Origin of the sequence: Acidovorax temperans (assembly GCF_028596105.1) — a bacterium.
In the GTDB taxonomy this organism is placed as follows: domain Bacteria; phylum Pseudomonadota; class Gammaproteobacteria; order Burkholderiales; family Burkholderiaceae_C; genus Acidovorax; species Acidovorax temperans.
Genome location: NZ_CP117193.1, coordinates 4,292,468 through 4,318,360 on the forward strand (window position 1 = coordinate 4,292,468; position 25,893 = coordinate 4,318,360).

General features: G+C 63.7%; 21 protein-coding genes, 1 CRISPR repeat array and 1 riboswitch. Of the genes, 6 read left to right on the top strand and 15 right to left on the bottom strand.

Annotated features, from left to right (window positions below):
* Positions 1 to 15: 15 nt before the first annotated feature.
* From PQV96_RS20165 to PQV96_RS20180, 4 genes are read right to left on the bottom strand one after another with little or no spacing between them, the layout of a single operon-like run.
* Complete coding sequence (locus PQV96_RS20165; RefSeq protein ID WP_207374939.1) at positions 16 to 753, bottom strand: ABC transporter ATP-binding protein; 738 nt, start codon at positions 751 to 753, stop codon at positions 16 to 18.
* Positions 750 to 1,517, bottom strand: coding sequence for an ABC transporter ATP-binding protein (locus PQV96_RS20170; RefSeq protein ID WP_207374938.1), 768 nt, complete (start codon positions 1,515 to 1,517; stop codon positions 750 to 752). Before PQV96_RS20170 ends, PQV96_RS20165 begins: the two co-directional genes overlap by 4 nt.
* Positions 1,514 to 3,406 carry an ABC transporter permease gene (locus PQV96_RS20175; RefSeq protein WP_207374937.1) on the bottom strand — a complete coding sequence of 631 codons (1,893 nt, stop codon included), beginning with the start codon at positions 3,404 to 3,406 and terminating at the stop codon, positions 1,514 to 1,516. Before PQV96_RS20175 ends, PQV96_RS20170 begins: the two co-directional genes overlap by 4 nt.
* Positions 3,407 to 3,424: 18 nt before the next feature.
* Complete coding sequence (locus tag PQV96_RS20180; protein WP_142085306.1) at positions 3,425 to 4,633, bottom strand: ABC transporter substrate-binding protein; 1,209 nt, start codon at positions 4,631 to 4,633, stop codon at positions 3,425 to 3,427.
* 187 nt (positions 4,634 to 4,820) lie between these two features.
* On the opposite strand from PQV96_RS20180, the gene PQV96_RS20185 reads away from it, so the two are divergent.
* On the top strand, positions 4,821 to 5,594 hold the full coding sequence (locus tag PQV96_RS20185) for a ferredoxin--NADP reductase (protein WP_142085304.1): 774 nt from the start codon (positions 4,821 to 4,823) through the stop codon (positions 5,592 to 5,594).
* Between the two features lie 49 nt (positions 5,595 to 5,643).
* Here PQV96_RS20185 and PQV96_RS20190 read toward each other — a convergent pair whose 3' ends face one another.
* A complete protein-coding gene (locus PQV96_RS20190; protein ID WP_125958944.1) occupies positions 5,644 to 6,975 on the bottom strand; it encodes an IS4 family transposase in 1,332 nt (443 codons plus the stop codon).
* A 171-nt stretch (positions 6,976 to 7,146) separates the two neighbouring features.
* Positions 7,147 to 7,959, bottom strand: coding sequence for an outer membrane lipoprotein (locus PQV96_RS20195; RefSeq protein WP_242638276.1), 813 nt, complete (start codon positions 7,957 to 7,959; stop codon positions 7,147 to 7,149).
* Between the two features lie 224 nt (positions 7,960 to 8,183).
* Between PQV96_RS20195 and PQV96_RS20200 the strand changes: the two genes are divergently transcribed.
* The 3 genes from PQV96_RS20200 (at position 8,184) to PQV96_RS20210 (ending at position 10,546) form a co-directional block, all read left to right on the top strand.
* A complete protein-coding gene (locus PQV96_RS20200) occupies positions 8,184 to 8,747 on the top strand; it encodes a shikimate kinase (RefSeq protein ID WP_066784512.1) in 564 nt (187 codons plus the stop codon).
* 139 nt (positions 8,748 to 8,886) lie between these two features.
* A complete protein-coding gene (locus PQV96_RS20205) occupies positions 8,887 to 10,047 on the top strand; it encodes a serine hydrolase domain-containing protein (protein ID WP_273624021.1) in 1,161 nt (386 codons plus the stop codon).
* Between the two features lie 235 nt (positions 10,048 to 10,282).
* A complete protein-coding gene (locus tag PQV96_RS20210; RefSeq protein WP_273624023.1) occupies positions 10,283 to 10,546 on the top strand; it encodes a hypothetical protein in 264 nt (87 codons plus the stop codon).
* A 19-nt stretch (positions 10,547 to 10,565) separates the two neighbouring features.
* Here PQV96_RS20210 and PQV96_RS20215 read toward each other — a convergent pair whose 3' ends face one another.
* Positions 10,566 to 10,925, bottom strand: coding sequence for a response regulator (locus PQV96_RS20215; protein WP_273624025.1), 360 nt, complete (start codon positions 10,923 to 10,925; stop codon positions 10,566 to 10,568).
* Positions 10,926 to 11,098: 173 nt separating this feature from the next.
* Positions 11,099 to 12,007 carry a LysR family transcriptional regulator gene (locus PQV96_RS20220; RefSeq protein ID WP_273624027.1) on the bottom strand — a complete coding sequence of 303 codons (909 nt, stop codon included), beginning with the start codon at positions 12,005 to 12,007 and terminating at the stop codon, positions 11,099 to 11,101.
* A gap of 133 nt (positions 12,008 to 12,140) precedes the next feature.
* Between PQV96_RS20220 and PQV96_RS20225 the strand changes: the two genes are divergently transcribed.
* Positions 12,141 to 12,530 carry a RidA family protein gene (locus PQV96_RS20225; RefSeq protein WP_273624029.1) on the top strand — a complete coding sequence of 130 codons (390 nt, stop codon included), beginning with the start codon at positions 12,141 to 12,143 and terminating at the stop codon, positions 12,528 to 12,530.
* Positions 12,531 to 12,565: 35 nt separating this feature from the next.
* Positions 12,566 to 15,240: a CRISPR direct-repeat array (repeat unit 36 nt; unit sequence GTTCCGGCCAGTGCGCATATCCCAGTGATCTAGACT).
* A gap of 70 nt (positions 15,241 to 15,310) precedes the next feature.
* Here PQV96_RS20225 and cas2 read toward each other — a convergent pair.
* The 7 genes from cas2 to PQV96_RS20260 form a co-directional block, all read right to left on the bottom strand.
* A complete protein-coding gene (gene cas2 / locus PQV96_RS20230; protein WP_211360840.1) occupies positions 15,311 to 15,637 on the bottom strand; it encodes a CRISPR-associated endonuclease Cas2 in 327 nt (108 codons plus the stop codon).
* Positions 15,638 to 15,667: 30 nt separating this feature from the next.
* A complete protein-coding gene (cas1, locus tag PQV96_RS20235; protein ID WP_273624033.1) occupies positions 15,668 to 16,597 on the bottom strand; it encodes a type II CRISPR-associated endonuclease Cas1 in 930 nt (309 codons plus the stop codon).
* A 5-nt stretch (positions 16,598 to 16,602) separates the two neighbouring features.
* The gene (cas9, locus tag PQV96_RS20240) at positions 16,603 to 19,740 is read right to left on the bottom strand and encodes a type II CRISPR RNA-guided endonuclease Cas9 (protein ID WP_337931148.1); all 3,138 of its coding nucleotides are present in this window, start codon (positions 19,738 to 19,740) and stop codon (positions 16,603 to 16,605) included.
* A gap of 323 nt (positions 19,741 to 20,063) precedes the next feature.
* Entirely contained in the window at positions 20,064 to 21,410 is a 1,347-nt protein-coding gene (locus PQV96_RS20245; protein WP_273624037.1) for a type II toxin-antitoxin system HipA family toxin, read from the bottom strand.
* A 5-nt stretch (positions 21,411 to 21,415) separates the two neighbouring features.
* Positions 21,416 to 21,685, bottom strand: coding sequence for a helix-turn-helix transcriptional regulator (locus PQV96_RS20250; protein WP_066698200.1), 270 nt, complete (start codon positions 21,683 to 21,685; stop codon positions 21,416 to 21,418).
* Positions 21,686 to 21,911: 226 nt separating this feature from the next.
* Positions 21,912 to 24,647, bottom strand: a complete 2,736-nt coding sequence (metH, locus tag PQV96_RS20255) for a methionine synthase (protein ID WP_420482169.1) — start codon at positions 24,645 to 24,647, stop codon at positions 21,912 to 21,914.
* 29 nt (positions 24,648 to 24,676) lie between these two features.
* A riboswitch (S-adenosyl-L-homocysteine riboswitch) is annotated at positions 24,677 to 24,764 on the bottom strand.
* 16 nt (positions 24,765 to 24,780) lie between these two features.
* A complete protein-coding gene (locus PQV96_RS20260) occupies positions 24,781 to 25,020 on the bottom strand; it encodes a helix-turn-helix domain-containing protein (protein WP_198847994.1) in 240 nt (79 codons plus the stop codon).
* Between the two features lie 112 nt (positions 25,021 to 25,132).
* Here PQV96_RS20260 and PQV96_RS20265 point away from each other — a divergent pair, with 112 nt between their 5' ends.
* On the top strand, positions 25,133 to 25,876 hold the full coding sequence (locus PQV96_RS20265; protein WP_207375400.1) for a hypothetical protein: 744 nt from the start codon (positions 25,133 to 25,135) through the stop codon (positions 25,874 to 25,876).
* The last annotated feature ends 17 nt before the right edge of the window (positions 25,877 to 25,893 follow it).

The following is a 25,893-nucleotide window of genomic DNA, read 5'->3' on the forward strand; positions in this document are numbered from 1 at the left end:
AGGCGTGCGGCTCGCTCACACCCCCAGGCAGTTCTTGCGCACGTCGGGGTTGGCCACTACGTCGGCCATGCGGCCTTCGTGAACCACCTGGCCCTGTTCGATAAGGTAGGCACGGTCGGCCACCGCTTCGGCAAACGGCAGGTTCTGCTCGCTCAGCAGCACGCTCACGCCCTGCGCCTTGAGGGCGCGGATGGTGCGGGCCATTTGTTGCACGATGAGGGGCGCCACGCCTTCTGAGGGTTCATCGAGCAGCACCAGCAGCGGCTGGCCCATGAGGGTGCGGGCCACGGTGAGCATTTGCTGCTCGCCACCGCTCATGCGCCCGCCGGGGCGCAGGGGCATTTCGCCCAGGTTGGGGAAGAGTGCAAACAGCTTCTCGGGCGTCCACTCGGGGGCGGGTGTGCCGTCGGGCCAGCGGCGCGGGCGCTGGCGGCCCACCTCCAGGTTGTCCATCACCGACAGGTCGGTGAAGATGCGGCGCTCTTCGGGCACATAGCCCAGGCCCAGGCGGGCAATCTCGTGCGGCTCGCGCCGCGCAATGTCTTGCCCCAAAAACTGCACACCGCCGCGCCGTGCCACCATGCCCATGAGGGCCTTGAGCGTGGTCGATTTGCCAGCGCCGTTGCGGCCCATGAGGGCGACCACCTCACCACGCCCCACCTGCAGCGACACGTCAAACAGAATCTGCGCCGCGCCGTACCAGGCGTTGAGGCCTTGCACCTGCAGCAGTGGCGCGGAGGCGTTTTCTGTCATGCGGTCGCCTCCACATCAAAGCCCGCGCCCAGATAGGCCTCTTGCACGCGCGCATCGGCCTGGATCTGCTCGGGCGTGCCTTCGGCCAGCAGGCGGCCGCGCACCAACACCAGCACGCGGTCGGCCTGGCCAAACACCACGTCCATGCTGTGCTCGGTGAACAGCACGCCCATGCGGCGTTCGCGGGCGATTTGGCGGGTCAGCGCCATCAAGGCCAGGCGCTCGGCCGGGGCCATGCCCGCAGTGGGCTCGTCCATCAGCAGCAGGCGCGGGCCGTGGGCCAGCGCCATGGCCAGCTCCACGCGTTTCACATCGCCATAAGCCAGGGCGCTGCAGGGGCGGTCGGCCTGGGCCTGCATGCCCACGCGCTCCAGCAGGGCCAGCGCATCGGTCCGCCGGTGGGCGGCCGCGGGCCGCCACCAGTGCAGGATGCGCCGGTCTGCCGACAGCAAGGCCATCTGCACGTTTTCCACCACCGTCAAAGAGCGGAAGGTTTCGGCGATCTGGAAGGTGCGGCCCACGCCCCGGCGCCAGATGGTGCGCGGAGGCAAGCCCACGAGTGATTCCCCGGCCAGCCGTACGTCACCCGTATCGGGCCGCAACTGCCCGCCCACCATGTTGAAGGTGGTGGACTTGCCCGCGCCATTGGGGCCGATGAGGGCCAGCATTTCGCCCTCAAGCAGCGAAAAGCCCACGCCATCCACGGCCTGCACGCCGCCAAAGGCGCGTGAAAGGCCCGTCACCTGCAGCAGCGGCGCGCTCATGCAGCCCCCCTGCGGCGGGCCCACCAGGCCTGGGCAAAACCGGCCAGCCCCTGGGGGAAGGCCAGCACCAGCAGCAGCATGGTGGCGCCCAGCAAGGCGCGCCAGTAGTCGGTGTTGCGCGCCACGGTGTCGTGCAGCCAGGTCAGCGCGCCCGCGCCCAGCAGGGGGCCCGCCAGCGTTTGCACGCCGCCCAGCAGCACCATCACCAGGCCATCCACCGACTTGGCCACGGCCAGGGCTTCGGGCGAAATGCTGCCCTTGGCCAGCAAAAACAGCGCACCCGCCAGGCCCGCCAGCGCGCCCGCCAGCACAAAGCCGATCCACTGCACACGCCGCACATCAATGCCGATGGCCTCGGCGCGCAGCGGCGCATCGCGCCCCGCGCGCAGGGCGTAACCCAGCGGCGCCAGCAGCACCCGGCGCAGTAGCAGCACGCCCAGCGCCACCAGGGTGAGCGTGAGCCAATAAAAGCGCGCGCCTTCGGCCCACCAGTCTGAAGGCCACACGCCGGTGATGCCGTTGCTGCCACCGGTCAGGCTGTCCCACTGGTAGCACACGGCCCAGGTGATCTGTGCAAACGCCAGCGTGAGCATGGTGAGCGACACACCCGACAGCCGCACGCAGAACCAGCCATACACCAGCGCGCCAAGGGCCGCCACCAGCGGCGCCAGCAATAAAGCAGCTTCCATGGGCAGGCCCGCCGCGCGCACCAGCAGCGCTGCGGCGTAGGCGCCCAGGCCAAAGTAGGCCGCGTGGCCAAACGAATGCAGGCCCGCAGGCCCCATCAAGAAATGCAGGCTGGCGGCAAAAAGGGCTGCCACCAGCACATCGGCTGCCAGCACGGTGGCATAGGGCCAGGCCCCAGCGGCCATGGGCAGCAGCACCAGCGCGGCCAGCAGGGCCAGCCACGCCGTGCGGGCGGCGGGGCCTGCGGCTTTGAGCGGGGTTTCGGCATCGCCCGCGACGCGGGCGGTTGCCTGCGGTTTGCCCATCAGGCCCCAGGGGCGCCACACCAGCACCACGGCCATCACCACAAATTCCACCACCAGAGTGAGCTTGGAGAACGACAAGGCCACGCCACCCACCTCGACCAGACCGATCCAGATGCACAGCGCCTTCAACTCGGCAATCAGCAGCGCGGCCACAAAGGCGCCAGGCAGCGAACCCATGCCACCCACCACCACCACCACGAAGGCGGCACCAATGGTGTGCATGTCCAGCTCCAGGCTGGCGGGCTCGCGCGGCAGCTGCAGAGCCCCGCCCAGCCCGGCCAGCAACGCGCCCAGGGCAAACACGCTGGTGAACAGCCAGGCCTGGTTCACGCCCAGGGCGCCGACCATCTCGCGGTCTTGCGTGGCGGCGCGCACCAGCGTGCCCCAACGCGTGCGGTGCAGCAGCCACCAGAGGGCGCCCAGCACCACGGGGCCAATGGCGATCAACAGCAGGTCGTACGCAGGGAACGGCCGCCCGAGGACATTGACGGAGCCCTCCAGCCCCGGCGCACGGGGGCCAAACAGCTCTTCAGGGCCCCAGGCCCACAGCACCGCGTCTTTCACGACCAGCACCAGCGCAAAGGTGGCCAGCAGTTGCAGCAGCTCCGGAGCGCGGTAAATGCGCCGCAGCAGCGCCATCTCTACCACCGCACCCAGCACGCCAGTGGCCAGCGGCGCCAGCAGCAGCGCGGGCCAGAAGCCGAGGCTGCCCGACAGCCGCTCCACCAGCGTGTAGGCCACATACAGCCCCAGCATGTAGAACGAGCCGTGCGCAAAGTTGACGATGCGGGTGACGCCAAAGATCAGCGACAGCCCCGCTGCCACCAGGAACAGCGACGACGCACCGGCCAGCCCGTTGAGCAGCTGGCCGATCAGGCTGGAGAACCCCGCTTCCATGCGTTGAGCTGCGCCGTATCAGTCCGCTGCGCGCAGCTTCTTGACCTCTTCGGCGCTGGGCTGGAACTTGGCGCCATCGGCATAGCGGAAGTTGACCATCACGCCTTTGCCGCCTTCATTGCGCGTCTTGCCCACAAAGGCGCCCATGGTGGACTGGTGGTCTTCCGCGCGGTAGCGGATGGGGCCGAAGGGCGAGGTCAGCTCCAGCCCCCGGAAGGCGGTGATGAGCTTCTCGGTATCGGCCCCGCCCGCCTTGCGCATGCCTGCCGCCAGCGACTGGATCGCCGTGTAACCCACCACGGAACCCAACCGCGGGTGGTCTTTGTACTTGTCCTGATAGGCCTTCAAAAACGCCTGGTGCTCGGGCGTGGTGATGCCGTACCAGGGGTAGCCGGTCACGGTCCAGCCGGTGGGGGCTTCGTTCTTGAGCGGGTCCAGGTACTCGGGCTCGCCGGTGAGCAGGCTCACCACCTCGCGGCCCTGGAACAGGCCGCGCGTGTTGCCCTCGCGCACAAAGCGCGCCAGGTCGGCCGCGAACAGCACGTTGAAGATGGCGTCGGGCTTGGCATCGGCCAGGGCCTGCACCACGCTGCCGGCGTCCACCTTGCCCAGGGGCGCAGCCTGCTCGGCCACGAACTCCACATCGGGCTGGGCCTGCTTGAGCAGCTTCTTGAACGTGGCCACGGCCGACTGGCCGTATTCGTAGTTGGGGTAGACGATGGCCCAGCGCTTCTTCTTGAGCGCGGCGGCCTCGGGCACCAGCATGGCCACCTGCATGTAGGTGGAGGCGCGCAGGCGGAAGGTGTAGCGGTTGCCGCTCTCCCACACGATCTTGTCGGTCAGCGGCTCGGCGGCCAGGAAGAACACCTTTTTCTGGCGGGCAAAGTCTGTCAGCGCCAGGCCCACGTGCGAGAGAAAGCTGCCCATCAGCACATCGACCTTCTCGCGCGCCAGCAGCTCCTCCGCCGCGCGCACGGCGTCGCCGGGGTTGGCGTTGTCGTCGCGCACGATGAGCTGCAGCTTGCGCCCGGCAATGCCGCCGCTGGCATTGACCTGCTCCACGGCCAGCTCCATGCCCTTCTTGTAGGGCTCCAGAAATGCGGGCTGGGCCTTGTAGCTGTTGATTTCACCGATCTTGTAGGTGCCCTGGGCCAGCGCCGGGCCAGCCAGCAGGCTCAGGCCCAACAGGGGTGCCCAGGTTCTGAGCAAAGCGGTGCATAAGGGCATGACTTTTCTTTCGTTTGAATCAAAGGCTTGAGGGCCGACAATGTACCTGCGCACCCGTTTGCCTGACAATAAACGGGTTTACCTGCTAGCCAAAGGCGTTGCGGCCTCCTGTACACGCGCCAGCCAAGCTCCTTTGTCCGCCAGCGTCTGGCGGTGGCTCCCCCGATTCTCATCTTTGCAAGAAACCATGAGTGCCTTTCTCGAAGAACGCGTCCTGACCGTTCACCACTGGACTGACCGCCTTTTCAGCTTCACCACCACGCGCGATCCCGCGCTGCGCTTTTCCAACGGCCATTTCACCATGATCGGCCTGAAGGTGGATGGCAAGCCGCTGCTGCGCGCGTACTCCATTGCCAGCCCCAACTGGGAAGAACACCTGGAGTTCCTGTCGATCAAGGTGCCCGACGGCCCGCTGACCTCGCGCCTGCAAAACATCCAGGTGGGTGACACCATCATCGTCGGCAAGAAGCCCACGGGCACGCTGCTCATCGACTACCTGCTGCCCGGCAAGAACCTGTACCTGATCGGCACCGGCACCGGTCTGGCGCCCTGGCTGTCCATCGTGCGCGACCCCGAAACCTATGAACGCTTTGAAAAAGTGATCGTGGTTCACGGCGTGCGCGAAGTGAACGAGCTGGCCTACCAGGACCTGTTCGAAAAAGAGCTACCCAACCACGAGTTCCTGGGCGAAATCGTCAAGGACAAGCTGATCTACTACCCCACCGTGACGCGCGAGCCCTTCCGCAACCAGGGCCGCATCACCGACCTGATCGCAAACGGCACCTTCCCCGCCAACATCGGCCTGCCCCCGCTCGATCCGCTGACCGACCGCGTGATGCTGTGCGGCAGCCCCGCCATGCTGGCTGATCTGAAGGTCATGCTGGAAAAGCGCGACTTTGAAGAAGGAAACACCAGCACGCCCGGCGACTTCGTGGTGGAGCGCGCCTTCGTCGAGAAATAAGCGGCGGCAACGCTGCCCAACACAAAGGGAGCCCATGGGCCAATGCCGCTCAGTTAAGTCTGAGCGGCATTTTTTTGACGGGATACTGGGTCTTGGTCATACGAACCTCACGCGGATACCGCCTGTGGGATCTGCGAGGCGGCAGCACGAAGCGGCGGATGTTCTTTCTCATGGCCGCAAGCTTGGCCGGGATGGCCCCAGGGGTGTGTGATCCTGAACTCCACAGCCACTCATCCACGATGTAGCGCAGCGCCGTGATGAAGCTGATGCGACAGGGCTGCACTTTGGCCTCGTCTGCGATGCGCGTGATCTCCAAGCGGATCAGGTTGTACATCAGCAAGGTTGCCCACAGCTCTTGCTTGACCCCATCGGGTTGCTGGCTGCGCAACGTCATCGCCTGGCCCAGCATGTCCGTCTTCATCTCTCCATAGGCCAGCTCAATCTCCCAGCGTTCGTGGTACAGCGCGAACACCTCCTCGGCCTTGTAGCGTGCCGGATCCATCAGGGACGTGAACAAGGTTCTGGGTTTGCCATCGAGTTCACGGGTGATGGCGCGCACCTCCCACGTGAGCGGCAAGCCGGGGTCTTTCTTGCGAGCTTGGGGCGAGACCTTCATGCGCAAGCTCACATCGCCAGGGCCATGCGTTTGCACCACCTCGCCCCTGAGTCCGGCACGCGCAGGGATCAGCCAGTGACGTCCCTGGCGGTGTTGCAGCGGCCACAGCAGACTTGCCGAGTAAAACCCTTTGTCCACAATCACCAGCGAGTCAGGCGGCAACTTCGGCCACAAGCGTTCAGCCAATGCGTACTCACTGGTGTCGTAGGCATCCAGGCTGGCATCTACCAATAAACGAGCTCTGGCATCGAGCAAGCAGGCCATGCGCACCAGGGGGAAGGGACTTTGGTGGTCTGCGTGGTTGCGCTGGCAACCAAAGTGCTGGCGGTTGTCTTGTGTGTCGGGGGTACGCCAGACCACGCCATCCAATGCGTACAGCGCCAAGCCTTGCCAGCGGTGGCGAGCGGCCTGCTGGTGCGCCCAATGGGCAGCAGTGTGGCGAAACAGCCATTGCAGGGGCTCACTGCCCAGCCGTTGGCGCGCCTGGCTCAGCGCGCTGGAGCTGATGGGTTCATTGTGCTGCCCAGGCAGTGCCAGCTCCAGTACCTCGGCCACGTTCACGATGGAGCGGTCTCTAAGCAAGGCCACACCCAATACCAGCCAAAGTGCCTGCTCCATGGGCAGTCGCCGCTTGCGCAGCGTGGCTACACCCGTCATCTGCAAGGCCTGTTCAATCCACTGCTGGGGTATGTTGCTTTGAACGACACCCCATTGTTCGGGGCTCGCAAACTCATGGGTATCGTTCAGGTACTCTTGCAGCAGCATTGGCTATCGCTTGACCTCTATGGCCAAAGCTCAATTGATCAAGCCTGCACTGTACAAACAACAAAGACCCCGAAGGGCCTTTGCTTAACTTACTGGCATTGGCCCATGGGCTCCCTTTTTTCATGCGCCTGCGCAAGGCGGCGGCCGGGTTCTAACCCCGCGTCAGCGTACTCACTGCTGCATGGCCACGTAGCCGGGCTGCGAAACCGTCTGGTACTGGGGCGCTGGCTGGGGCTGCTGCGCCTGCGGCATGGTGCCCTCGTCGGCCACGCGGAAGCCCTTGCCCTGCAGCACCACTGGGGTGCCCACGGCAGGCGGTTGCGAGCGGGTGAAGACGCGGCTGCTGCCGTCTTCCAGGCGCACGCGCACCTGGTAGGTGGTCTGAGTGCGGGTGCGTTTTTCAATCTCGTGGCCGGCGTAGCCGCCACCCACCGCGCCCAGCACCGTGGCTGCGGTGCGCCCGTTGCCCTTGCCGATCTGGTTGCCCACCACGGCGCCCAGCACACCACCGGCCACGGCGCCCACGCCGGTGGCGGGCGCTGCCTGCTCAATGGCCTGGACCGATTCCACACGGCCACAGGTGCTGCAAATGCTGGCCGCGCGCTGCGCCACGGGCATGCCCGCGGGCTGGCGGGCCACATCGCCACGGGCTGCGGGGGTTTGCGGCCAGGCGGGGGATGGTGCTGCGCCACGCTGCGGGGGGGCGCTGGCCAGAGGGGCCGCGCCCCCCGGTGCAGACTGCAGCGACGACGCCCCGGCAGGCGCAGCCAGGGCCGCGGGCGTGGTCTGCGCCATGGCGGCTTCGGTAGGCGGCGCACTGCGGCGCTCTACCACCAGCACGGTGGCCAAGGCCACCACGCAAGCGCCCAGGCCGCCAATGGCCACCCACATCCACTTGGAAGAAGCGACGCCGGCAGCAGCGGCAGAAGCGCCGGGCATTGCCACAGGGGTTGCGGGTACGGTGAGAACGGTGTTTTTCTGCATGGTTTTCCTTTGCTTTGGGGCGCTTGATGGATGGCGGCACCCCGATGGCCTAAAGGTACACAGGCCCAGCGGCTTGTGCAGCGGCTGTTCCGTAAAGCTTGTAAGCACCTGTTTTAGCGGTGCCAGTGCATGCGGCGGCTTTACAGCGCGCTGCCCTGGGGCCGCCGCAGCACCCAGGGCCGTAAACTTGGGCCCTGGTTCCGTTGGGGCAAGACAGGAGATTTATGCAGATTCGCTGTGCACTGGTCGGCATGCCCGGCTCGGGCAAATCCACCGTGGGCAGGCACCTGGCCCAGCGGCTAAAGGTGCCATTCATTGACCTGGACCACCAGCTGGAACAGGTGCTGAAGACCAGCATCCGCCAGTTTTTTGAAGCCGAAGGCGAAGCGCGTTTTCGCGACATCGAGGCCCAGGTGCTGGCCGAGGTGACTGCGCGGCCCGGCGGCATGGTGCTGTCCACCGGCGGCGGTGCCGTGCTGCGCCCGGAAAACCGCCAGGTGCTGCGCGATTTTGGCAATGTGCTGTATCTGCGGGCCTCGCCCGAAGAGATCTTCAAGCGCGTGAAGCACGACCGCACGCGCCCCCTGCTGCAGGTGAACAACCCCCTGCAAAAGCTGCGCGAGCTGTATGCCCAGCGCGATGCGCTGTACCGCGACGCGGCCACCTATGTGATTGAGACCGGCCGGCCCACGGTGCAGACGCTGGTCAACATGATCATGATGCAGCTGGAGATGGCGCCACCCCCGGCCGCGCCAGCAAGCCCCTCAGAAGCACTATCAAAACAATAGCTGGCTGCGCTTTCTGAATGGGCGCTAGAGCCCATTTTGGTATCAAACCCACAAAGCCAGGGTCAACCTGGGCGCAGCCTTGTGCCGCACCGCCACATCGGCAAAATGGGGCATCTTTCAGCCCGAGGGAGCCTTGCCCATGAACCCTTCCGCCTTGGCGCGCGTGCGCACGGTGTTGCTTGATCTGGTCACCCAAGGGGTGTTGCCCGGCGCCGTGGCGCTGGTGCAGCACCGGGGTCGCACGGTGCTGCACGAAGCCGTGGGCCTGCAGCGCCCCGCAAACCCAGCCCAGCCAGGGCTCGCCGTGCCCGCCATGGCGCCAGACACGGTGTTTCGCATCTACTCCATGACCAAGCCCATCGCCTCGCTGGTGGCGCTGATGCTGATGGAGGAAGGGCGCCTGCTGCTGGCGCACCCCGTGTCCCGCTACCTTCCCGCCTTCAAAGGGCAGCAGGTGTACGACGCCGCCACCGGCACCCTGGCGCCCGCCGCGCGCGAAGCCACCGTGCACGACCTGCTGCGCCACACGGCAGGCCTGGGCTACGCCTGGGACACCGGCCCCATTGCCGACCAGTACCGCAACGCCCGCGTGGGCTCGCGCAGGCACAGCAACCAGCAACTGGCGGCCGCGCTCGGCCCCCTGCCCCTGCTGCACCCGCCCGGCACCTGCTGGGAATACAGCCGCGCCACCGATGTGCTGGGCGCCATCATTGAAGTGATTGAAGGCGCCCCGCTGGGCCAGGTGCTGCAGCGGCGCGTTTTTGAGCCGCTGGGCATGCAGGACACCGGCTTCAGCGTGCCCGCCTCCAGCCGCCACCGGCTGGCCGAGCCCTTTGCCCGCGACCCGCTCACCGGCGCGGGCGTCACCCTGATCGACGTGGCCGAGCCCCCGGTGTTTGAATCGGCGGGCGGGGGCCTGGTCTCCACCGCTGCCGACTACGCCCGCTTCCTGCAACTGATGCTGGGGCGCGGCACGGTGCACACACCCACCGGCAGCGTGCGCCTGGCCAGCAGCGCCACGGTGGACTTCATGACCGCCGACCACCTCGGCACCCTGCCGCGCGCGGGCACCATCCTGCCCGCAGGCTACGGTTTTGGACTGGGTGTGGCGGTGCGCCTGGCCACGGGCGGCGCCACGCGGCCCGGCAGTGCGGGGCACTACAGCTGGAGCGGCATGGGCGGCACGTTTTTCTTCGTCGATCCGGCGCAAGACCTGTTCGCCATCTTGCTCACGCAGGCGCCGGGGCAGCTGGAAATGCTGTGCGAACTGTTCCCCACTTTGGTCTACGCCGCGCTGTAAACCTGGGCGGGCATGCCACTACTGCTGCGCTGGTGAATTGGCAAAGGCCCCTGCGGCACACCCCGTGGCACCGGGGCCAGGGCCCGGCGCATCCTCGAAGTTAACAATCAAGATACGTTTTCACACATTCATTTCCACACGATGCGCGTAGAGTGGACTCTCGCTTCTTGAGCGCCTTGGCAACACGCTTTGGATTTCAGTTTCGCCGCGCACCAGCGGCCAATGAAAGTTCACCATGGAAACCAAGCTGCTGCGGGCCATCGCAAGCTCCGCACACCCCATGGTCTTGCAAGACCCCAAAGATATCGACCTCTTCCACGCGCTGGCACAACGCGGACTGGTGCGTGGCGAGTGCTACACCACCGCATCGGGCGAGCAAGTGGTGGCCGTGCACGGCCCCACCCCCGACGGGCGGGCCCTGCTGGCCTTGGAGAACTACATGAGCGAATGCGAAAGCGGCCAGCGCCCTGTGCCCCAACGCAAAGCCGCCTGCGGTTGACCAGACCAACCCCACAGCATCACGCCAGAAAGGCCGCGAAGAACTCATCCAGCTCCGTGGATTTGTCGAACACCGCATCCGCCCCCAAGCGCACGCAGGCCTCGCGCAAATCTGCGGTGGCGTAGTTCGTCAGCACATACACCTTGCGGCCCGCCAGTTCGCCGGGCAACTGGGCCAGCACCTCCAGGCCCGTGCCCTCGCGCAAAAACATGTCCAGCACCAACACATCCCACGGCACCTGGCGCAGGGTTGCCAGGGCCTCCTGGGCGCCATCGGCCATTGCCACCACGCGCGCCCCGACCAGCTCCTGCAGCGCAGAAACCAGCGTTTCGCGAATGGTGGTGTTGTCTTCTACGAGGACGACTTTGGGGATCAGCATGGGCAGGCTTTGGAAGGCGTTTCACCATACCCCCGCACGCCTTTGGGCCGGTGTAGGAGGAGGCGCCGCAAAGCCGCGCTCCCTCACCGGCAGGGAAGCACTTCTGCAACAAAACCGACTCAAACGCTTACCCAACAAGCGCCAACAGCTATTTATTTAATAGCAATTTGGGCTTACAGCGGCGCGTGTTCCGCCATCAATGCCGCCACCCAATCGATGAACACGCGCAGCTTGGCGCTGACGTGGCGGTGCGGTGCGTAGGCGACGTGCAAGGGCATGGGGTCCATCTGCCAGTCAGCAAACAGCGGCACCAAGGTGCCCCCGGCCAGATGCGGCTTCGCCATGTAGTCGGGCAACCACAGCACACCCAGGCCCGCCAGGCCTGCAGCCAGGTAGGCGTTGCCATCGTCCACCGCGCACACATAGCGGCCCTGGTCCTGCACCTGCTCGTGGCCCCGGCGCATGGCAAAGGGCAGGGGCTTGCCGGTGCGGGCCCACACAAAGCCCACGGTGTGGTGGTGCGGCCCTTCCAGCTCGGTGGGGTGTTGCGGTGCCCCGCAGCGTTGCAGGTAGCTGGGCGCGGCATACACGCGCAGGGCCAGGTCGCCCACATGGCGCGCGATGAGCGAGGGGTTGGTGACCGTGCCGCCGCGCACCACGCAGTCCACCTGGTCGCTCACGATGTCCACCACGCGGTCGCTCACGCCCAGGTGGAGCTGGATGTCGGGGTACTGCGCATGAAAGGCCGGCAGCGCCGGGATGAGAACCAGGCTGGCCAGCGGGCTGGGCACATCCACCCGCAGCCGCCCCCGGGGCGCAGCCACGGCGCTGGAGAGGCTCGCGTCCGCATCCTCAAGGTCCGCCAGCAGGCGTACCACCCGCGGGTAGTAGGCCGCGCCATCGGCGGTGAGCTGCACGCTGCGCGTGGTGCGGTGCAGCAGCTTCACGCGCAGGCGGGCTTCGAGCTGCTGCACCAGCAGGGTCACGGTGGTGCGGCTCATGCGCAGGGTGTGGGCGGCTTTGGTGAAGCTGCCCGATTCCACCACGCGAGCAAAGGCCTGCAGGGCATCAAAACGGTCCATGGCGATGGGGGCACAGCGCGGCCCATTGTTTGGCAATGAAGAACAGTGCTGCGCAGATCAGCCTGTTTATCGGAACAGCGCGCCCTTCTACAGTGCCTGGATCACCAACCACTCTTCCCTGAAAGAACCTTCCATGCCCACCCGTGACGTTGTCTTCCCCGCAGGCCGCCAGGCGCTGTACGAGCGCAACCGCTATTCGCCCGCCGTGCGCTCCAACGGCTTTCTGTTTGTCTCGGGCCAGGTGGGCAGCCGCGAAGACGGCTCGCCCGAGCCCGACCTAACCGCGCAAGTGCGCCTGGCATTCAGCAACCTCAACGCCGTGCTGCACGCTGCGGGCTGCACGTTTGACGACGTGGTGGACGTGACGATGTTCGTGGTCAACCCCGAGGCGAACTTCGAGACCGTGTGGAGCGTGGTGCCCGAGTTCTGGGGCGAGGCGCCCTACCCCACGCTGACGGGCATGGGGGTGAGCTGGCTGAATGGGTTCCAGTTCGAGATCAAGGTGGTGGCGCGGTTGCCGTAGGGCTGAAAAACAATAGCTCATATGCCACGCCATTCTGCTAGGCCAGTGCGCATATCCCAGTGATCTAGACTGTGCGACACGCCCAGCTCCTTGGCGCAGTAGTTCCGGCCAGTGCGCATATCCCAGTGATCTAGACTTCGCCTCGACGCCTTCAACTCTGACATCCAGTTCCGGCCAGTGCGCATATCCCAGTGATCTAGACTGTGCACTGATCGCCACCCATGGCTATCGAAGTTCCGGCCAGTGCGCATATCCCAGTGATCTAGACTCACGCACACCACCGACAGTCGCCATGGCTTGTTCCGGCCAGTGCGCATATCCCAGTGATCTAGACTCTGGCCGCCAGCGGCCATCCCGGCAGTAGAGTTCCGGCCAGTGCGCATATCCCAGTGATCTAGACTTCTACATTCTGACGGCCCTGACGCCCACATGTTCCGGCCAGTGCGCATATCCCAGTGATCTAGACTCCTGGATGACGCCATCAGCCAAGCGCAGCGTTCCGGCCAGTGCGCATATCCCAGTGATCTAGACTCATCGACTGCGAAGCTCGCCAGCTTGATACGTTCCGGCCAGTGCGCATATCCCAGTGATCTAGACTCATGCGCTCCTGCCATGCCGCGATTGATTCGTTCCGGCCAGTGCGCATATCCCAGTGATCTAGACTCTGAGACGTCGCGATGCCCGCTTGAGTGGTGTTCCGGCCAGTGCGCATATCCCAGTGATCTAGACTTCTTGGATTTGCGATGAAGGCCACCTATGTGTTCCGGCCAGTGCGCATATCCCAGTGATCTAGACTTGTTCGACTGTCGGATGGCCTGGAGGGCCCGTTCCGGCCAGTGCGCATATCCCAGTGATCTAGACTCCGCACCAGCGTGAGGATGGCAAGACTTACGTTCCGGCCAGTGCGCATATCCCAGTGATCTAGACTCGCTGGGAAAGTTCTTTGGCGTTCATTGCTGTTCCGGCCAGTGCGCATATCCCAGTGATCTAGACTGATTGGCTTCTTGACCAACCAAGTTCTCAAGTTCCGGCCAGTGCGCATATCCCAGTGATCTAGACTCCTGGCCTTTGCGCTGGTGCAAGCCGTGAAGTTCCGGCCAGTGCGCATATCCCAGTGATCTAGACTATTCCGCGCTTGATCCAGTTGTGCACGCGGGTTCCGGCCAGTGCGCATATCCCAGTGATCTAGACTGGATGCGCTGCACGTTTTTGAGGTGCAGCAGTTCCGGCCAGTGCGCATATCCCAGTGATCTAGACTGACGACAAGATGGATGTGGCACGCGGAATGGTTCCGGCCAGTGCGCATATCCCAGTGATCTAGACTTCCTTTGGTTAATTTTCAGGGTGTTGCTGTGTTCCGGCCAGTGCGCATATCCCAGTGATCTAGACTGCTGCGCTTGGTTCGGAAAGCCTTTCGGCGGTTCCGGCCAGTGCGCATATCCCAGTGATCTAGACTTACATCAAAATCAGCGAGAGCAGAGTTGTCGTTCCGGCCAGTGCGCATATCCCAGTGATCTAGACTCGTACCGGCAGGCTGCCGTGAGGTAGCGGAGTTCCGGCCAGTGCGCATATCCCAGTGATCTAGACTTCAGGTGGCCGACGTAGCCAAACGCTACGGGTTCCGGCCAGTGCGCATATCCCAGTGATCTAGACTATCGTCGTCCGGCCACATCTTGGCGATGCCGTTCCGGCCAGTGCGCATATCCCAGTGATCTAGACTGATTGTGACCGCTGCCCGCGGGCACCGCCTGTTCCGGCCAGTGCGCATATCCCAGTGATCTAGACTGTTGATTGTCAGCATTGGGCGGCCCTTGCGGTTCCGGCCAGTGCGCATATCCCAGTGATCTAGACTACCCGAACATGGTTTCATATCCACGCGGGCGTTCCGGCCAGTGCGCATATCCCAGTGATCTAGACTTTTCCTTCGATGACAACGACCTCGCCGGATGTTCCGGCCAGTGCGCATATCCCAGTGATCTAGACTTGCCTCGTAGTAATGGACCCATGTCTTTTTGTTCCGGCCAGTGCGCATATCCCAGTGATCTAGACTTCGTCCTCCGGGATTGAGCACCTGCCCTTTGTTCCGGCCAGTGCGCATATCCCAGTGATCTAGACTCCTGGAGGCCATCGCGGCAATGTTGCTGCCGTTCCGGCCAGTGCGCATATCCCAGTGATCTAGACTTCCCGCTTCGCGGAACCGTTGCCCGCCGCTGTTCCGGCCAGTGCGCATATCCCAGTGATCTAGACTCGGTTTAGGTCCTAGGGGTTGATGAAATCAGTTCCGGCCAGTGCGCATATCCCAGTGATCTAGACTCTTGTGACACCGCGCCGACAGTTTCCCCCCGTTCCGGCCAGTGCGCATATCCCAGTGATCTAGACTTACCGCCATGAAGGCCACCAGGGCCATTGCGTTCCGGCCAGTGCGCATATCCCAGTGATCTAGACTCCTGAGCCGCGGCAAACGATGCCTGGAACTGTTCCGGCCAGTGCGCATATCCCAGTGATCTAGACTTGGATTCGCTGGTTTTGCTGCAAGCCCTGGGTTCCGGCCAGTGCGCATATCCCAGTGATCTAGACTCGAAGCGAACAGGGCCAGCAGATGGCAACGGTTCCGGCCAGTGCGCATATCCCAGTGATCTAGACTCACCCCGATAAGCACCGCCACGAGCAAGAGGTTCCGGCCAGTGCGCATATCCCAGTGATCTAGACTCTGATCGCGATAACCTCTTGATAACAAAAGAAGTTTTCGCTTTCAGAAGACTAGAAAACCGCGCCATTTGCTAGAAGAGGTCGAATTGATCCGGTGCTTTTTGTGCCGGCTGTTTGCTGCGCCCGTGGTAGGTGATGGCGCGTTCGTACTGTTTGTCGGTGAATTGGAAGATATTCACTTTGCCGCCCTGTGGCAAGGCGCGTTCTACGGCACGGCACAGGGTGTCTACCTGCGCCTGGCTGGTGCAAAAGCGCATGTACACGCTGAACTGGCTCATTTCAAAACCCAGATCCAGCAGGCCATTGCGAAACTGCGTGGCAGCTTTGCGCTCCGCCTTCTCCATCACGGGTAAATCGAACATGACCACCATCCACATAAGTCGGTATCCAGACAACATGGTGTAGCAATGGGCTGGCGTTGGTGGAGTTCAGTCCGCCTCAAAACTGCCCGCCAGCGAGAGAGGCAAGCTGGGCAAGGGCAGGTCCAGCTTGGTGCGTTCGCCCAAGTACACCTGGGCCAGTGAAGTGGCCAGGCGTTGCATGCACACCATCACCGGTGTAACGCCTGCAGCCGTGGGCATGTCGTCGTACAGCACGCGCACCAAAGCGCGCTTGGTGTCCGGGGTGACATGCGACTCGGCAGCCTGATGCAGCTGCCACACCTTCAAATCCACCATCGGGCGAAACGGCTCCATCAGGTCATCCACCAGGCGCATGGCATTGGCATCGTTGCTGTGGTGCAGGCCAATGCTGGGATGCAGGCCCGCAGCGACCACGGCACGCGCCGTGGCCGAGCGCAGGATGGTGTAGCCGTAGTTCAGCAGCCCGTTGATACCGTCCCCGTCCTGATCGCGCCGAAACTCTGCGCCAAACAACAAGCCCCAGTAACGCCGCGCCCCCTGGCCTTCGATGTTCTCGGGGTCGCCGCTTTTGACCTTGCCTACCAGCGCCTGCAGCGGTGCCGTGGGTGCGCCTGCGGCCTCCAGCGCTGCGGCCTGCTGCTCCAGCTTGCATTTGACGACGGCTGCCCACAGGCGCTTGTGCAAGGGCAGCGCAGCCGCCCACTGGGCCTCGATGCGCTTGGCCTGCACATGGTGGCCATCCAACGTCAGCAGCATGCCTATGGCGTTGTGGTTGGCTCCACACAGCACAAAAGGCGCACCGCGCTCTGCCAGTGCCACCAGCAGGTTGTTGGTGTAGGTCAGGCCGTGGGCGTTGGCAATGACGGCGGCAATGTCATCCAGCGGCACCTGCCCTAGCTCTTTGCGCTCGCCTTCGGTGTCTTTCACCACCATGAAGCCGCGGTGCACAAACAGGTGCCGCCGGTCGTCTGCGATTTCGACGATGCGGCCTACCATGGGGGTCAGCCCTGAAAGCCGGGGTCGCGCAGCTCACCCATGGCAGAGATGGTGACCTGCCTTGCCTTGGCCTTTTGCATGGAGCCTGCGTACTTGGATGTGTAGGCAAAGGCGTCTTGCTTGTCTCGATTTCGAGCATCGACATTGGCCTCGTGGACCGGGGCCATGAACATCTGCCCGTTATTGCCATTGATGTTTACTACACGCATCGTCTGCTCTCGCCCCTCCACCTCCAGCCGCACACTGTCGCCAATCACCAGCCGCATGACCAGCGGTTGCCCGTTCTGCCCCTGCGTGGGATTGCGCAGTTGCGCCCAACCCCCGGCCCGCACGATGCCGTAGGCCTTGAAGGTGGAAATCACGTCGCCTTCCCACTTCCCCTGCGCATTGCGGGTGATTTCAATGCAGTAGTTGCTGCCGCCCACATAGCCCTTGTAAGGCAATGGCCGCCCTTCAGCATCCACACCGTGGCGCGTTGGCTGTGCAGGCTCTGCAATGCGGATGAGATTGGTGATCTCACGCCCTGCGCTGCCATCGGCCTTGCGGCGCTGCTTGATGCTGCCGTCTTTGCGGATGCCGTAAGAGGTTTCCTCCATCATCGCGCCCTCAAAGCCATGGTCGGGTTTATGGCTCACCCAGATGTGACGCACGGCGCGCTCCACGTGGTCGCGGTAGGTGTCCCACGGCAGGGGCATGCTCTCCACCAGGCGGGTCAAGCCACCTTCGCGGGCCTGGGCGTTGGCTTGGGCAAAGCGCTGTAGCAAGCCCTGGTCTGTCACGCCGATCACGCAGGCATCCACAGCGTGGTGACGGTGGTCGTTGCGGTTTTTTTCGCCATTCAGCCCCAGCACATCATTCAGGCCAAACTTGGCGCGCAGCATGGCTGTCATCTGCCCCGGAATCACCCGGGTAGCTCTGCCGGGGCACACCAGCCGCAGGTATTCGGACGCTACACGAGACAGGTAGCGCGTGTCGTTCAACGCACGGGCCAGGAAGTCCTTGTCCTCTCCCAGCCAGCGCTCGTACCCATCGTGCGCAAAGCGGTAGCGCTTGCGCAGGGGCATGCGCTCGGCGCGCTGCAAGATGCCTTCATAGCTCCAGCCCTGCGCTTCAAAGTCAGCCCGCGCGGCCCACGGCGTGCGGTTGCGCTTGATGCGGTTGGCCTGGCGCATGGCCACGGTGCGGTTGTTCAGGCTGTCGTCCAGCGTCTGCGAGAACGGCAGGATGTGCTCGATCTCCACCTGTTCGCTCAACAGCATGGCGGCGCTGATCTGCACACCGCTGTAGGGGCAGCGTCGATCGGCCACGTCAAAGCTCAGCTCTTCCCACAAGATCCATTTCTGGATGTCGCTGGCGCGCACGCGCTCGGTGCTGATGCCCAGGGTCTCGGCAACGCGTTCGCGGATGCGGGCATTGCGGCGCTGGTTGTCGGCCTGCTTCTTTTGCGCCTCCTGCTTTTGCTCGCGGCTTTGCTTCAAGTCCCGCGCCAGCTCCACCACAACCTCTGCCGGGCGGCCATAGCGGCGGATCAAGGCGTTGACCACCACGCGCACCTGGTTCAGGCCGATGTGCACCGTGGGGTTGGCAATCTTGCCGTAGCGCTCTTCGTCGTTGCGCGGCTTGTCTTTGGCAAAGGCCACATGGCGCTGCAGTGCGCGGCCGTAGTAGGGCAACTCTTTGAAGGCATACACGGGCTTGATTTCGCCGGTGGATGCGATGGTGCGCTCGCCCACCCGCTCCACTTCGTCGCTGTCGTGGTCAAAGTCAAAGCCCAGGTCACTGTGGTGCGCAAACCCGGAGGCCTGCACCGCCTTGTCATAGGTCACCACATCGCGCTGCAACTCCGGCACGATGCGCGCCAGCGCCTTGCGGCTCAGGCTGCCATAGCCTTCGGGCAGGGCCACGTTGGCAATCGCCTCAGCACGGGCTTCGTCCACCCCCGTGTGCTGCTGCAGCCAGGCGATCAGCGTGCCCTCACCTTCTTCGTTCACGATCTGCCAGACGATCTCGTCCTGCAGCTCCGCCGCAAAGCCCGCCCACGCCGCACCCAGCAGATCTTTGCGCGCCAGGGCTGCGCTGGTGGCGTTGCCCTTGAGTTCAGTGCGCTTGGCATCCTCCAGGTTGAAGCGCACAGACCCCGACAGTTTCAGCAGCTTGCGCAACTGATCAAAACTGCGTTTGCTATGGGCCTCCAGCGCCGCCACCACCGCATCGCGCTGGGCCAACGTCAGCGGCACCTCGCTCAGCGTGCCATCCAGCAGGCGCAGGTGGTTCACCTCCTGCAGGATGCGAAAGCGCTGTGTGCTGGGCAAGGCCAGCGGTGCGCGCTCCTCATCGGGCAGCAAGGTGCAGCGGCCAGGGCGCACGGGGCGCAGCGGGCGCTGGTGCAGCAGCGTGTCGCGCAAGTCGGCCCGCGCCACCTCTGTGAACAGCGCGGGCTGCAGCGCTGCCTGTGCCGCCCACAGCGCATCGAACTCCTGCGCAATCATGGCGCGATCCACGTACAGGTCGTAGCTTTTGTCGATGCGCTTTTTGCCCTCATCGGTGGTGTAGGGCGTTTCACGGTAGCGTGCCCGCACGCCCTGCTTGGCCACCCCTTCGGGCCGCTGCTGCATGCGCACTTGCCAAAACCACTCGCCCACCGTCTGGCAACCGCTGGCCGTCATGCGTTCGCGCAACTGGTGGATGGCTTGTTTGAGCGCACCGCTGTCGTTGTCCTTGCGGTCGGTCTTGCGGTTGCTTTGAAAGCCACGGCGCTGGTTGATGTGAAACAGGGCCCGTGCAAACTCGCCGGGGGTGAGCGCCTCGCGCAGGCCCTTGGCCCGCAGCTGATAGGGGTTGAGCCGCTCCAGCGCCTTGCGCGCCGCCTCGTCCGCCGGAAAAAACCCGTGGCGCACCAACTGGCCCAGCATGCGGGATTTGCGCTTGAGCAGCCGGTCACGGCGGCGGCGCATGGCACGGGCAGCGCGGCGGGTCACGGCCAAAGAGGAGCCATCTTTGGGGTTTCGACCATCGCTGAAGATGCGCACGCCTGAACGAATGATGGCGGTGGGGCTCCCGTCTTCGCCTAACCGAAACATCGCCCAACCTAACGACGTGGATCCCAAGTCCAACGCCAACCGATACGCTCCTGATATCGCCATTCGTCACCTCATTGTGAATTCCGAAGGGCATTTGTAACAGATTGGTTTACAATCGCAACCACTCAATCACTGGGATATGCGCTCTGGACGCTAACAAGCTGAAAGATGCACCAAATGGAAAGCCCCGCATGCGGGGCTTTCGTCTTTTTAGTCAAATTCACTCCTAGCGCTTATCTATCAAGCGCAAGCAGCTAGTAATTTAATAGCAATTACCAACACGGAAGCGTCCTGCTCCATCAGACCCGGCATTCCGTGTGAGATCAAGGTGATCGCTAAGTTGGCGCATGCGCCTGTCGCCAAGCACGCCCGAGAGCCGCTTTTCATCACCCATACACCCGCCCCAAGCGCTCAGCGGCCTGGATGAGGCCATCAAATATGGACTGCGCCACCTGCTGCGGGAAGCCTTGCGGCAGCTTTTGCTGCACGCTGTGCACCGCAGTCGGGGTGTGCTGAACGACTTTGGCGATCAGGGCATCCACCGTCAGCCCGCTGGGTGATGCAATGCCATAGCGCGTTCCAACGTCTTGCCAGTGGCGGCGCAGGATCTTGTTCAGATGCCAGTGCGCATTTTTGCCCCGCACCGCCATGGCCAGGTGTGCCTTGTGGGGCGACAGCTTGCCGGGCCCTTCGCCCAGCAGGGGGTAGACGGAGAGCACGTCATACAGGGGCGTCATCTCGAAGCTTTCGCCAGGGTGCAGGAAGAGGCTGAAGTTCTTGGCGTGGCCGTCGGTTGCGCCCAGCATCCAGAACAGCAACTGCGCCATGAAGAAGTGAAAGCGGTCACGCTCGCGCTGGGCCGAGCCATCCAGCACGGCCATGATGCGTTCTACCCCCGGGCCACCGTCGGCCTCGTACTTCAGCACGGGCGATGTGCCGGTGGCCTGGCACATGTCCTCCTGCGGCAGGCGCAGCAGCGTGTCGCCGTTCCATACGCGCCGGTCAAAGCGCTGCACGCTCAGCACTTTCAGGTCTTCAAAGCGCAGTATTTCGCACGGTGCCACTGGCAGGCCATAGGCGGCCAGCAACTGTGCGCACAGCCATTCGTTTTCTACCGAATGCTGCATGTCCAGTTGCAGGTTGCCGATCAGCCCCAGGGGCAGTTTGAAGATGTGGGTGGTGGGTGTGGCCCCCAAGGGGCGGCACCAGCGCCCTTGCCAGAACAGCAAGGCGTCCTTTTCCTGCGCCCCTGCAATCGAAATGCGGAAATCATCGGCCATGCCCGCATCGCCCAATGCCCCGGGCTGGGCCAGGGTGCGGATGCGCTGGGCCACGTTGTGGTCGCTCATGGGTTCAGCCTGCACGCGCAGGTCGGTGGGCGGCTCATCGCCCGCGGGCAGGATTTGCAGCGCCCCCACGCAGTCCCGCCCCACTTCACGCAGCAAGGTGTAGGCGTCTGTGGCACCTACCTGGTAGCGGCGCGCTACCCGCTCGCGAATGTCCTTGCTGTCGGGCAACAGGTTCTCAAAGTAGAAACGCACTGCGTTGCCTTTGTGTGGGCGGTTGCCCGGCGTGAAGGGCAAAGACAGTGACAGGGGACGGCGCTGGGGCGATTGCACCCATTGGCTGTCGTACTGCAGCACGTCGCCACCAGCTTCCAGGCTCCAGGTACCGACAAAGTGGCCGTTCATCCACAGCCCCAGCGCCTTGCGGCTGCGTTGCTGGCTGGCCATGGCGCTCACCAGTGGGCGCCGTCGCCCGGCGCTGATGGTTCGCTTGGGGAGGCACTGCGGGTGCGCAATACCCACTCCACGCCCAGGATGTTCAGCAAGCGCATCAGCCGCTCGGCGCTCACAGCCTCGGCGTTGCGCTCCAGGGCAGACACCGTCTGCTGCGTCACGCCCAGGCGCAGGGCCACATCCGCCTGGGTCAAGCCCGCATTCTTGCGAAAGGCTTTTAGAAGCTGCGGTAACTGTTCAGTGGTGCGAACGGTGAAGGTGTCGTCCATGGGCACAGATTAGTCTCGGCAAAAAACATACTTTGGATTGTATTTTCAAAATACAAACTATAGTGCGTTTTCTGATATCCAAAAAACAAATTAAAAGATGTTTTTCAGAAATACAAACCAAAAGCTATGGCTTGGGTTTTATCTACCAGCCTCTGGCAAGAAGCGTCTATAAAAAATAGCTGCAGCGCCCGTCCCATAAGCGCAGGCAGCTATCCAATTCATAGCATCACAAATTCGGTGCCAGCAACCGCTCCAGCACCTTCTCGTCCATGCCCCGGCGCTGGGCCATGTCGTGCAGTTGGTCTTCGCCAATCTTGCCGACGTTGAAGTACACCGCGTCGGGGTGGCCGATGTAGAAGCCGCTCACGCTGGCGGCGGGCGTCATGGCCAGGCTTTCGGTCAGGCCCATGCCGATTTCTTCAGCGTTCAGCACGCGGAACAGGTCGGTCTTGGCGCTGTGGTCAGGGCAGGCGGGGTAGCCGGGGGCGGGGCGGATACCGCGGTACTTCTCGGCAATCATGTCGTCGTTGCTCAACTGCTCGCCCGCTGCGTAGCCCCACAGGTCGGTGCGCACGCGGTGGTGCAGGCATTCGGCAAAGGCTTCGGCCAGGCGGTCGGCCAGGCTCTTGAACATGATGGCGGAGTAATCGTCCAGCGCGTCAATGAACGCCTTTTCCTTCTTCTCCACACCCAGCCCGGCCGTCACGGCGAACAGGCCCGCGTAGTCGGCAATGCCGCTGTCTTTGGGGGCCACAAAGTCAGACAGGCAGCGGCTGGGGCGAGTCACGCCGTCGATGGTGTGCTTTTCAGCTTGCTGGCGCAGGCCATACCAGGTCATGGCCACCTCGGTGCGGGTGTCGTCGGTGTAGAACTCGATGTCGTCGCCCACGCTGTTGGCGGGCAGCAGGGCCATCACACCGCTGGCGCTGAGCCACCGGCCTTCGATGATCTTCTTGAGCATGGCCTGGCCATCGGCAAACACGCGTGTGGCTTCCACGCCCACCACCTCGTCGGTGAGGATGGCGGGGTACGGGCCAGCCAGGTCCCAGGTCTGGAAGAACGGGCCCCAGTCGATGTACTTGGCCAGCTCAGCCAGGTCGAAGTTCTTGAACACGCGGCGGCCCAGCGCGCGGGGCACAGCGGGTTGATACGTTGACCAGTCCACCGGCGTCTTGTTGGCGCGGATCTTGGCCAGGGGCCACAGGGGCGTGGCCTTTTTGTTGGCGTGCTGGGTACGCACCTTGTCGTAGTCGGCGTTCAGCTCGGCCACGTAGCTCTCTACGCCATCGCCCAGCAGGCTTTGCGCCACGCTCACGCTGCGCGAGGCATCGGGTACGTACACCACGGGGCCTTCGTAATGCGGGGCGATCTTGACGGCCGTGTGCACGCGCGAGCAGGTGGCGCCGCCAATGAGCAGCGGGATTTTTTTGGTGCGGAAGTGCTCGTCTTTCTGCATCTCGCCCGCCACGTACTGCATTTCTTCGAGGCTCGGAGTGATGAGGCCCGACAGGCCCACGATGTCCGCGCCCTCTTCCTTGGCCTTGGCCAGGATCTCGTGGCAGGGCACCATCACGCCCATGTTCACCACTTCAAAGTTGTTGCACTGCAAGACGACGGTGACGATGTTCTTGCCAATGTCGTGCACGTCGCCCTTGACGGTGGCGATGACGATCTTGCCCTTGGTCTTCACGTCGCCGCCAGCGGCTTCCATCTGGCGCTTTTCTTCTTCGATGTAGGGCAGCAGGTGGGCCACGGCCTGCTTCATCACGCGGGCGCTTTTCACCACCTGGGGCAGGAACATCTTGCCCGCGCCAAACAGGTCACCCACCACGTTCATGCCGTCCATGAGCGGGCCTTCGATGACGTGCAGCGGGCGGCCGCCCTTGGCCAGAATGGCGCGGTAGGCCTCTTCGGTGTCTTCGGTGATGAAGTCGGTGATGCCATGCACCAGCGCGTGGGTCAGGCGTTCGTTGACGGTTTTGGGGTGCTCGGGCGTGCCGCGCCATTCGAGCTTTTTGCTCTCGTCCTTGGCGCCGCTCTTGGCGGTTTCGGCAATCTCCACCAGGCGCTCACCCGCATCGGGGCGGCGGTTCAGCACCACGTCTTCCACGCGTTCGCGCAGCACGGGCTCCAGGTCGTCGTACACGCCCACCATGCCCGCGTTGACGATGCCCATGTCCATGCCGGCCTTGATAGCGTGGTACAGGAACACGGTGTGGATGGCCTCGCGCACGGGGTCGTTGCCACGGAAGCTGAACGACACGTTGGACACGCCGCCGCTGACCTTGGCGCCCGGCAGGTGCTGCTTGATCCAGCGCGTGGCTTCGATGAAATCGACCGCGTAGTTGTTGTGCTCTTCGATGCCGGTGGCCACGGCAAAGATGTTGGGGTCGAAGATGATGTCTTCAGGCGGGAAGCCCACTTCGTCCACCAGGATGCGGTACGCGCGCTCGCAAATCTCGATCTTGCGCGCGAAGGTGTCGGCCTGGCCTTGCTCGTCAAACGCCATCACCACGGCCGCAGCGCCATAGCGCTTGACCAGCTTGGCCTGGTGCTTGAAGGCTTCCACGCCTTCTTTCATGCTGATGGAGTTAACGATGCCCTTGCCCTGGATGCAGCGCAGGCCCGCTTCAATCACGTCCCACTTGGAGCTGTCCACCATGATGGGCACACGGGCGATGTCGGGCTCTGACGCGATGAGCTGCAGAAACCGCACCATGGCGGCCTTGCTGTCGAGCATGGCCTCGTCCATGTTGATGTCGATGACCTGCGCGCCGTTTTCCACCTGCTGGCGCGCCACGGCCAGGGCTTCTTCGTACTGGCCGTTCAAAATCATCCGCGCAAACGCCTTGGAGCCGGTGACGTTGGTGCGCTCGCCCACGTTGACGAACAGGGTGTCCTGACCGATGGAGACGGGCTCCAGGCCAGAGAGTTTCATGGGGGGCAGCGAAATAGCAGACATAGGGCTCACCTGTGCAGAAACAGTGGAAAAACAGGTGAGCGTCGTTGCGAAGAAAAGGCCCCAAGCCTGACGGTGCCACCGTTCATCCGGTGGGCCGCTGCAACGCTCCTTGGGAGCCGACAATTCTACCGGCTCAGGTTCCTGTCAACCTGTCCAGTTCTGGCCCCGCACGGGGGACATCGCAAGCGCGACACCAATCAACGAAGAGCATTACGTCCACGTAACTTTCGCCGCGCTCTATCTTGGATACGAATGACTGCCCCACCCCCAACCGCTCGGCCAACTGCACCTGCGAAAGACCAGCTTTCTTTCGCAGTGCAGCCAGCCCCTCCCGAAGGGCCTGGTAACGCGGGTGATAGACAGTGATCGGCACCCGTGCATGCTTTACCCCGATTCGGAATAGTCCATTTACGACTTTTTACGCTACAGTGCGTAACAGAGTGGGGCACGGTGCCTTGCTCGCCAACACTGAAAAGAGAGCAGCGATGACAACGAAGTTTCGACTGGCAGGGTATTCGGCTTTGATAGCAGCAACACTGCTGACAGCCTGTGGCGGTGGCAGCGACGACTCATCCACTCCCGCGCCACCACCTGCCGCTACAAGCGTGGAGGGCTTCTGGACGGGCAAGTCCTCCACCGGCTGGGACGTTGCTTTGGCCGTGCTGGAAAACGGTGAAACCTGGGGCGTTTACACCAGCAACGGGGCTATCTACGGCGCTCTGCAAGGCAACACTACTTCCTCAGGTGGCACATTGACGGGCTCGGGTCGGGAATTCGATCTCCGCTCCGGACAAATCGCGTCGAGCACTTACAGCGGCACCTACACCGCCAAGACCAAGACCAATATCCGGCTTCCCAGCGGCGTCACCTTTGCGGGTATCTATTCGACCGCGTACGACCAGCCAGCCACACTGTCCGCACTGGCCGGCACATATACGGGCTCCGGCGTGAGCACGGGCGCACCGGTGCAGTCGATAACAGTCACCATCTCTGCCACCGGCACCATTACCTCGCCGTCATCACTCGGGTGCAGCGCCAGTGGGCCCGTCACGCCGCGGAGCAGCGGCAAGAACATCTTTGACCTGCGCATCACCTTCTCGGGAGCAAACTGCGCCCTGGGCAACGGTGCAACCGTTTCAGGCGTGGCCTACTACGAAGGTGGGACGCTGCTCGCCATGGGGCTGCTGCCATCGCAAACAGCCGGTTTCATCTTCACCGGCCGCAAGTAAACGGTCCGCAGTGGCGG

Bases quoted from the DNA above. Each gene is read 5' to 3' on its own strand.
- PQV96_RS20175 (WP_207374937.1), bottom strand. From the start codon at position 3,406: ATGGAAGCGGGGTTCTCCAGCCTGATCGGCCAGCTGCTCAACGGGCTG.
- PQV96_RS20225 (WP_273624029.1), top strand. From the start codon at position 12,141: ATGCCCACCCGTGACGTTGTCTTCCCCGCAGGCCGCCAGGCGCTGTAC.
- PQV96_RS20165 (WP_207374939.1), bottom strand. From the start codon at position 753: ATGACAGAAAACGCCTCCGCGCCACTGCTGCAGGTGCAAGGCCTCAAC.
- cas9 (WP_337931148.1), bottom strand. From the start codon at position 19,740: ATGGCGATATCAGGAGCGTATCGGTTGGCGTTGGACTTGGGATCCACG.
- PQV96_RS20205 (WP_273624021.1), top strand. From the start codon at position 8,887: ATGAACCCTTCCGCCTTGGCGCGCGTGCGCACGGTGTTGCTTGATCTG.
- metH (WP_420482169.1), bottom strand. From the start codon at position 24,647: ATGTCTGCTATTTCGCTGCCCCCCATGAAACTCTCTGGCCTGGAGCCC.
- PQV96_RS20220 (WP_273624027.1), bottom strand. From the start codon at position 12,007: ATGGACCGTTTTGATGCCCTGCAGGCCTTTGCTCGCGTGGTGGAATCG.
- PQV96_RS20210 (WP_273624023.1), top strand. From the start codon at position 10,283: ATGGAAACCAAGCTGCTGCGGGCCATCGCAAGCTCCGCACACCCCATG.
- cas2 (WP_211360840.1), bottom strand. From the start codon at position 15,637: ATGTTGTCTGGATACCGACTTATGTGGATGGTGGTCATGTTCGATTTA.
- PQV96_RS20190 (WP_125958944.1), bottom strand. From the start codon at position 6,975: ATGCTGCTGCAAGAGTACCTGAACGATACCCATGAGTTTGCGAGCCCC.
- PQV96_RS20185 (WP_142085304.1), top strand. From the start codon at position 4,821: ATGAGTGCCTTTCTCGAAGAACGCGTCCTGACCGTTCACCACTGGACT.
- PQV96_RS20170 (WP_207374938.1), bottom strand. From the start codon at position 1,517: ATGAGCGCGCCGCTGCTGCAGGTGACGGGCCTTTCACGCGCCTTTGGC.
- PQV96_RS20180 (WP_142085306.1), bottom strand. From the start codon at position 4,633: ATGCCCTTATGCACCGCTTTGCTCAGAACCTGGGCACCCCTGTTGGGC.
- PQV96_RS20200 (WP_066784512.1), top strand. From the start codon at position 8,184: ATGCAGATTCGCTGTGCACTGGTCGGCATGCCCGGCTCGGGCAAATCC.
- PQV96_RS20245 (WP_273624037.1), bottom strand. From the start codon at position 21,410: ATGGCCAGCCAGCAACGCAGCCGCAAGGCGCTGGGGCTGTGGATGAAC.
- PQV96_RS20215 (WP_273624025.1), bottom strand. From the start codon at position 10,925: ATGCTGATCCCCAAAGTCGTCCTCGTAGAAGACAACACCACCATTCGC.
- PQV96_RS20250 (WP_066698200.1), bottom strand. From the start codon at position 21,685: ATGGACGACACCTTCACCGTTCGCACCACTGAACAGTTACCGCAGCTT.
- cas1 (WP_273624033.1), bottom strand. From the start codon at position 16,597: ATGGTAGGCCGCATCGTCGAAATCGCAGACGACCGGCGGCACCTGTTT.
- PQV96_RS20195 (WP_242638276.1), bottom strand. From the start codon at position 7,959: ATGCAGAAAAACACCGTTCTCACCGTACCCGCAACCCCTGTGGCAATG.
- PQV96_RS20265 (WP_207375400.1), top strand. From the start codon at position 25,133: ATGACAACGAAGTTTCGACTGGCAGGGTATTCGGCTTTGATAGCAGCA.